The sequence below is a fragment of the Methanobrevibacter sp. genome (genome assembly GCF_030539555.1).
GTDB lineage: Archaea > Methanobacteriota > Methanobacteria > Methanobacteriales > Methanobacteriaceae > Methanocatella.
This window is the reverse complement of the sequence record NZ_JAUNXX010000069.1, coordinates 1-7,359: the sequence shown is the minus strand read 5'-3', so window position 1 is coordinate 7,359 and position 7,359 is coordinate 1. Positions and strand designations below refer to the sequence as shown.

Genomic DNA, 7,359 nt, shown 5'->3' with positions numbered 1-7,359 from the left:
AAAACATAAAAAAAATTTATGTTTCTTATGTTTCTTATTTTTTCAAGAATCTAGAAATTTACATGAAACACATAAAAAAGTTCCGATACTTATTGATTTTTCATCGCTAAAAACACTTTAATTTATATAAAGAAACCCAAAAATAACACGAACAATTCGTATAAAACGTATGATATAGTTCGCATGCTTATCGATTTTTCACCGTAATCACAAAAAAAGAAAAATAAAAAAAAATTAATTAATTTTTAATATTTCATCCAAGTCAAGCCTTTGGGATTCAGATACTTACGATTCACACAATAACCTGAATTCTTTTTTTAACATTGCATTTAACAGAATATTATGAATTTTTTCAATTAAAAAACAAATTAAATTATAAATATATCAAATAATAAAATATATGATAATATACTTGATAGGTGTTTTTCATGAGAAATATTATTATTGTTCAGTGCATGTCTACAGGCAAAAATTACGTCCAAGACATTATTGATAGAAATTGCAATCCAATCGTTTTAGAAATGAAGCCTTTTGGAGATTCCGAAGATGCATTAATTTATCAGGAAGAAGTGAAAAGGGAATATGAATTGATAGAAAATGAATTTGATTTGATATATGAGAAAGACTCCTATGAAGAAACGCTTGAGATGGTTAGAGAATTTGATCCGGCAGTCATTGTCCCAGGTACCGAGGATGGGGTGATACTAGCCACAAAATTGGCGAATGACTTGAATCTGTTATGCAATCCCATAGAAAATATTGATGCAATAACTTTAAAAAATGAAATGCAAAACAGATTGGTCAAAAACAATCTGCGTTCAATCAAGGGGCAGGTTGTCAGATCCTTGGATGAAGCTATTGAATATTATGATAAAGAAAACTTAAAGGAAGTTGTAGTAAAACCAGTGTACAGTGCGGCATCTGTAGGTGTGAGGCTGTGCTCAGACAGACAGGAAATGATTGATGCGGTAAAAGAAGTATTCAATTTAACAGGCGTTTATGGAAATGAATTGACAGAACTCGTCATTCAGGAACGCATCAACGGGCAGGAATATGTTGTTGATACTGTTTCATGCAATGGAGTTCATCGAGTAACCCTAGTTTGGAAATACAATAAGATTAAAACATCCGAAGGCGGAAATATATATGATTATGATATAACTGTTAATGAATTGGGAATCGGTGAGGCGGAACTTGTTGAGTATGCATTTGATGTTGCTGATGCCTTAGGAATAAAATATGGGCCAGTCCATGGCGAATATATGGTTGATGAAAAAGGGCCCGTCTTGATTGAAGTGAATTGCCGCCCCCATGGGGGCAGTATGGATGCAGAATTCCTGGATATGATTTCAGGCCAGCATGAAACCGACAGTTCACTTGATTGCTATCTAAATCCCAAAAAATTTAATCTGGAACGTTTGAAAGGCTATCATCCATTTGCCCAAGGAGTTGTAAAAAATTTCATTGTACCAAAAGACCTAATTGCCAAATCATCCCCTATGAATTCTTTAGGAATTAATTTAAAAAGTTTCTATAAAACAGACGTTTCGATTAAAAAACCTCAAACATTCCACAAAACCCAGGATTTGGAAACCGTAGGAGGAACTGTTTATTTGGTTCATGAAGACCCGCTTCAAGTTCAAAAAGATGTTGACTTTTTAAGGGATGTTGAAAAACGAGCCTTCCAACTGGTTTTAAGTGAGGAATTGCATGAAAATGTAGATATTGATGAAGAAAAAATTAAAAATGATACTGTTTCATTGATAAATGACATCAAACCTTATGGAACATGTCTTTTAGTCACTGAAAACATATATGATGATTTAGATTTATCCCAAATCACAACAGAAAACTTGGACGATGTTAAAGGAAAATTTAACTGCGTGGTAATAAACCTGAACAGAAGCCTTGTCGATAAAAAAGATGATGAAATTGCACGATTATTCTTAAATATATTGGATAAGGTCAAATTTGGCGGATTGATTTTTATTCCAAAAACAACCTATGAATATATGCCTAATTCTAGATTAGGTGCAGAAGCGCTTGTTAAAGTATTGGATTTTAAAATAGAAATGCCACTGCATAAATTAAATAGAATGATTATCGCATCAAGAATATAAATCTGGATAGTATGACATACGAACGAAATTTTGACTTGTTGAACAGGAAGTTCAGGGAATTGTTTTTCCCAACATTAATGGTTTCAATAGCAGGCAATTTTGCCGTCCTCGTGGATGCATTCTTCATCAGCATGTTCATGGGGTCAATGTATTTATCCATCGTGCAAAGTATTGAGCCATTTGTTACCTTTATTAATGTTATCTACTGGCTAATCGGTTTGGGAGGCAGCATCTTATGCACTATGGCAAAAGCAGAATTTAATGAGAAAAAAGGAAATGCATATTTCACGATTTCGATTATTGGAATTATAATTGTCGGGTTAATCATAACCCTCTCAACAATAATATTTCAAGGACCCTATGTTCAGCTATTATGTCATTCCACTCAATTAAAACCGTTGGTAACACAATACTTTTACTATTATGCCCTTGGAATTGTATTTGAATGTTATATGGTATGTTTAGCATATTTTATCAAAACTGATGGCTTTATTAATATGCAATTTAGGGCATTTTTACTTTGTAATGTGGTCAATATCATTCTGGATGTTGTTTTGATGAAATTTTTGAATCTGGGCATTTCCGGTGCGGCAATGGCAACAACTGTCGGACATGTTGTCTCAGCAATTTACATTACATTATACTTCTTCAAATCAAACAGGACTTTAAAATTCATTAAAGTTAAATCATCCGAGCTAATTGGTTATTTAGCAGATATCTGCAAAGCCGGGTTTTCAGGCTCTTCAGTTCCATTATATATTACAATCAGATTGGTATTTTTAAATGCTTTAATTGTTGGAATTTTAGGAGATTTAGGTTTATCCGCATTTAATATGTGTTATAACACCATGTTTTTAGTGGACATTTTTATTTTAGGTACTGTTCAATCAATTTTACCAATTGCTGCCGTCTATTATAAGGAGGAGGATTACACCGGTGTTGATTATGTAACCCGGAGATCCCTTAAAATTGTAATCGGATTTGGAGCATTCTTTTCAGCATTATTCATCTTGTTCCCTCAAATAGTATTATTCATATTTAATGTAAACAATCCTGCCGATATTCCTACAATAATGAACGTGATAAGAATATTTTCCATTAGTTTCATTGCATTTGCAGTCAATAGCCTGTACATGTTTTATGCAGAGTCTGTTCAATACAATAAATTGGCAAACATAGTTACTCTCATTCAGGGATTGATTTTCCCTGTACTGTTTGCATACCTCTTTACTTATCTGTGGGGAGCGGAAGGATTTTGGGCTTCTCTTGTTGTATCTGAATTTGCAACCTTATTGTTTATTTTCATATATTCCAAAATCATAGCCCGTAAAAGCAACGGTGCATATTCAGGATTTTTCCTGATTAAAGAACATGAAGACTCCTCAGTATTTGAATTCACCCTTGATGGAAATGTAGAGGATGCAATCAAATTATCTGAAAACATCCAGAAATCATTTAATGAAGACAGATTATCTGTTCTTGTAAGTATGGCGATTGAAGATATGATTGTCCATATCATCAGCATTAACGAGAAGATAGATTTAATTGATCTGATTATTAGGGATACCGGAGAATATATTCTAATTTCAATTAAATATTCTGGCGAGTGCATAAATGTAATGGAAGATGAAGATATGGCCTCAAATATCGCCATTTTAAACAAGATTTCGCAAAAAATTGATTATTCCCAAATATTGGGTTTGAACAATATTGTAATAAGAATAAAATAGATGATTTTTAATATCACATAAAATAGGACAACAAAAATTTACAACCTTAAAACCGTTCGTAGAAACTATTTAAGACCCTGAATCTTACTCCTTTGACCACTTGGATACACGTCTAAAAGAGATATCAGAAAAAGTAATCCATGTAAGGATTTTAACTATATAATATAATACTTTTTTAGTATAATATGTAATCTTATTCAATCCCTTGATTGTTAGGCAAACCATCTTATATATTAAATTTTTGAAGAGTTTATAAACATTAAGTAATGTCGTTTTGTCCGACACTTTAAAATGCCTGGAAAATCAGGGACTGATTTCAAAAAAAAGTCATCGACGACGATTCAAAAAGAAACACTGAATATTGCCTTACCGAAAAAGGCAAAAAATGAATAAAGTATTATATGAGATGGTAATTTTCGGATTATATGAACTGGAAGGCGATTTAAGAGATGATAAATTTAAAGAAGAAATAAGAAAAAGATATGAAAAAATACTGCTATAGATACTCACGGCTTAAAGAGATATCCAATATTCAGGCTTATTTATTTCAAATCATGCAATTTCTGCCTAACCTTCAATTAACTCTGCTTATTTTTCAGATGCCCGCTTACACGGGCAATATTATTCTGATGATGGCCAAAGAATTGAACTATCTCAACTTTATAGAAGTTGAGGATTCTTACTTCACGGTCTGTATACTCTAATGAGCCTAGAATTACCGAGCTATCCCCCTCGTCCCGAAGGTCAGACAGATTCAATTAATATTGCTTTTTTAACTTGGTTATCGTTTAAAAAGTTTAATTTAATTTTGTCAATGTCATAACATTACCAACAAAATTTAATTAATTAGGCAAATTATTTTGAAAAAAAATACGAACATTTCGTATAAAACAAAATTATATATAATAATATCATACAAATTATTATTAATTCATTACATGAATTGATTAAAAAAAGGAGATTTAAAAATGAAGGCAAACGCTCAAAAAATAGCTGAAGGAGTATACTGGATTGGTGTTCTCGATTGGGACTTAAGAACCTATCACGGTTATACTTTAGACGGAACAACTTACAATGCATACATTGTATTTGGTGAAGACGAAGTGGCAATTATTGACAATGCATATCCTGGAAAAACAAAAGAAATGATGGCACGTATCGATGACGCTTTTGCTCAAGAAGGAAGAGAAGTCAAAGTTGACTACATTATTCAAAACCACGTTGAAAAAGATCACTCCGGAGTCCTAGTGGATTTACACAAAAGATTCCCAGAAGCACCTATTTACTGTACCAAAATTGCAGTAAACGGATTATTAAAACACTATCCTTCACTAGAAGGAGCAGAATTCGTCACTGTAGGAACTGGGGACAGTTTAGATGTTGGTGGAAGAACCTTAGCATTCTTAGATGCATTCTTATTACACTGGCCGGACAGCATGTTTACCTTACTTGCAGATGAAACTGGTATCTTATTCCCTAATGACGCATTCGGTCAACACTTATGTTTCACCCAAAGATTCTCTGATGAAATTCCAGAATACGTCTTAATGGATGCTGCTCAAAAATTCTATGCAAACTTAATTACACCGCTTTCAAAATTAGTGCTTAAAAAATTAAATGAAGTAGTTGAATTAGGTTTACTTGATTCAATTAAAATGATTGCACCATCTCACGGTCAAATCTGGACTGACCCAATGCAAATTATTGGAGCTTATCAAAACTGGGCTACTGGCGTGTGTGAAGACAAAATCACAATTATTTACGATACTATGCACTACTCAACCCAACAAATGGCTCATGAAATTGCAGAAGGCGCAATGTCTGAAGGTTATGATGTTGAAATATTCTTCTTGCATGAAGATGAAAGATCAGAAATCGTTAAAAGTATCTTGACCAGTAAAGGAATTGCTGTTGGGGATCCTACCATAAATGATGTACCATACCCAAGTATTGGAGACATCATGTATTACTTAAAAGGATTGCTCTTCAACAGAACAGGTATTGTAAGAAAAGCAGTTACCTTTGGTTCAATGGGTGGAAAAGGAGGAACACCTGCAATGCTTGCTGAAGAATTGAATAACTGCGGATTTGATGTAATTGACTCACAGGAAATTACATTTGTACCAAATGCTGAAGAAGAAGAAGCTAGCTACGAATTAGGTGTTGCATTAGCTAAAGCATGTAAAGAATTATAAAATCAAAAAAAAACAGATTAAATATTATATTGAAAGAATTTAAATATTCTTTCAAACATTTTCATTTTTTTATAAAAAACCAACCATCAAACTGAAAACGATTATCATAGCCATAACCGCAGATAAAGCATTAACAATTGGTTTACATATATTTTCAGGCAATTTATAACTTAATAATATTTCAAGCATGTGCCCTCCATCCAAAGGTTTTAGTGGAAGAAGATTAAATAATCCTATTCCCAAATTCAACATGAATACCCATTCAAATAGCTCGGCAAGCTCAAATAAAATCCAAGGTATAGGACCCAAACTATTATTTATTAGTTCAAAGTGTTTATTTGCCTGAATTCCAAAAAATCCTCGGGATTCATTATTTGGATTTTTATCCAATGTGACTGTAAAAGTACCCTGGTCTGTTTTAACCGTTACATTATCTCCCGGATGATAAGAACTAACAATGTTTGTGTAATCTGTAGAATTATTAATTTCATGATTGTCAATAGCTTCTAAAATCATGCCTTCTTTTAAAATACCATCTGAAGGTGAATCACTTACAATCCTATCAATTGCAATACCGTCTTCGGCAAAATAAGTTGGGATTCCTGCAGATATTAATGATACAAGCAATAATGCAATGAGGGCAAGTGAAATATTAGCAACAGATCCTGCCGCATAAACTCGAAGTTGTGATGATTTTTTAGCTTTTTTTAACTCGTCTTCATCAGGTTCAACAAAAGCGCCCGGAAGAATTGCAAACAGCAAAAGTCCAATTGATTTGATGGAAATCTTTTCACCGACAGATTGAATTCCATGGGAAAATTCATGAACTATTAAAACACTTGCTAAAGCCAGCAAACCATAAGCAAATGGAATATAGATTGATGATCCTGGCATTTCCACTCCAGGAATAACGATTGAAACAGCAGGGGTTTCAAAAACAGACGGAAGTGAACTTATTAATGTCCATGTAATGAAAATCATAGCCCCAAAGGCTACAACAATTCCAACATTCATGAACCATCGCCAGAATGTTGGAGAAAAATTAGAAATTCTAGATATCAGCCCTCTAAGTTTTTTAGTTTTCCACATTATAACTGGAAAGTTAGTTTCAACACCGTATTTTTCCAATTTATTTCTTAACGTTAAAGCCAATATCCAGATGATAGCAAAGGCTATCAAATAATAATAAATACCATTCATTAAACTGCCTCATTACCTACCAAAGTAGCGAATCGAAGAAGACAACATCAACTATATCTCCCTTCTGATATCCTTCATCATTTTCGTCTATGATGATATAGCTGTTCGCCTCAA

The 7,359-nt window shown here is 33.1% G+C and carries 5 protein-coding genes; 3 read left to right on the top strand and 2 right to left on the bottom strand.

The features are described from left to right. Positions 1-428 precede the first annotated feature (428 nt). The 3 genes from Q4Q55_RS08960 (at position 429) to Q4Q55_RS08950 (ending at position 6,045) form a co-directional block, all read left to right on the top strand. Positions 429-2,120, top strand: coding sequence for an ATP-grasp domain-containing protein (locus tag Q4Q55_RS08960; RefSeq protein ID WP_303372473.1), 1,692 nt, complete (start codon positions 429-431; stop codon positions 2,118-2,120). An 11-nt stretch (positions 2,121-2,131) separates the two neighbouring features. Beyond that, complete coding sequence (locus tag Q4Q55_RS08955) at positions 2,132-3,850, top strand: MATE family efflux transporter (RefSeq protein ID WP_303372472.1); 1,719 nt, start codon at positions 2,132-2,134, stop codon at positions 3,848-3,850. Positions 3,851-4,818: 968 nt separating this feature from the next. After that, positions 4,819-6,045, top strand: a complete 1,227-nt coding sequence (locus Q4Q55_RS08950; protein WP_303372471.1) for an FprA family A-type flavoprotein — start codon at positions 4,819-4,821, stop codon at positions 6,043-6,045. A 69-nt stretch (positions 6,046-6,114) separates the two neighbouring features. On the opposite strand, the gene Q4Q55_RS08945 is transcribed toward Q4Q55_RS08950, so the two are convergent. Then, positions 6,115-7,245, bottom strand: a complete 1,131-nt coding sequence (locus Q4Q55_RS08945) for a site-2 protease family protein (RefSeq protein WP_303372470.1) — start codon at positions 7,243-7,245, stop codon at positions 6,115-6,117. Between the two features lie 16 nt (positions 7,246-7,261). Beyond that, a partial coding sequence (locus tag Q4Q55_RS08940; protein ID WP_303372474.1) for a hypothetical protein occupies positions 7,262-7,359 on the bottom strand: 98 nt, incomplete at its 5' end.

Bases quoted from the DNA above. Each gene is read 5' to 3' on its own strand.
- Q4Q55_RS08950 (WP_303372471.1), top strand. From the start codon at position 4,819: ATGAAGGCAAACGCTCAAAAAATAGCTGAAGGAGTATACTGGATTGGT.
- Q4Q55_RS08955 (WP_303372472.1), top strand. From the start codon at position 2,132: ATGACATACGAACGAAATTTTGACTTGTTGAACAGGAAGTTCAGGGAA.
- Q4Q55_RS08960 (WP_303372473.1), top strand. From the start codon at position 429: ATGAGAAATATTATTATTGTTCAGTGCATGTCTACAGGCAAAAATTAC.
- Q4Q55_RS08945 (WP_303372470.1), bottom strand. From the start codon at position 7,245: ATGAATGGTATTTATTATTATTTGATAGCCTTTGCTATCATCTGGATA.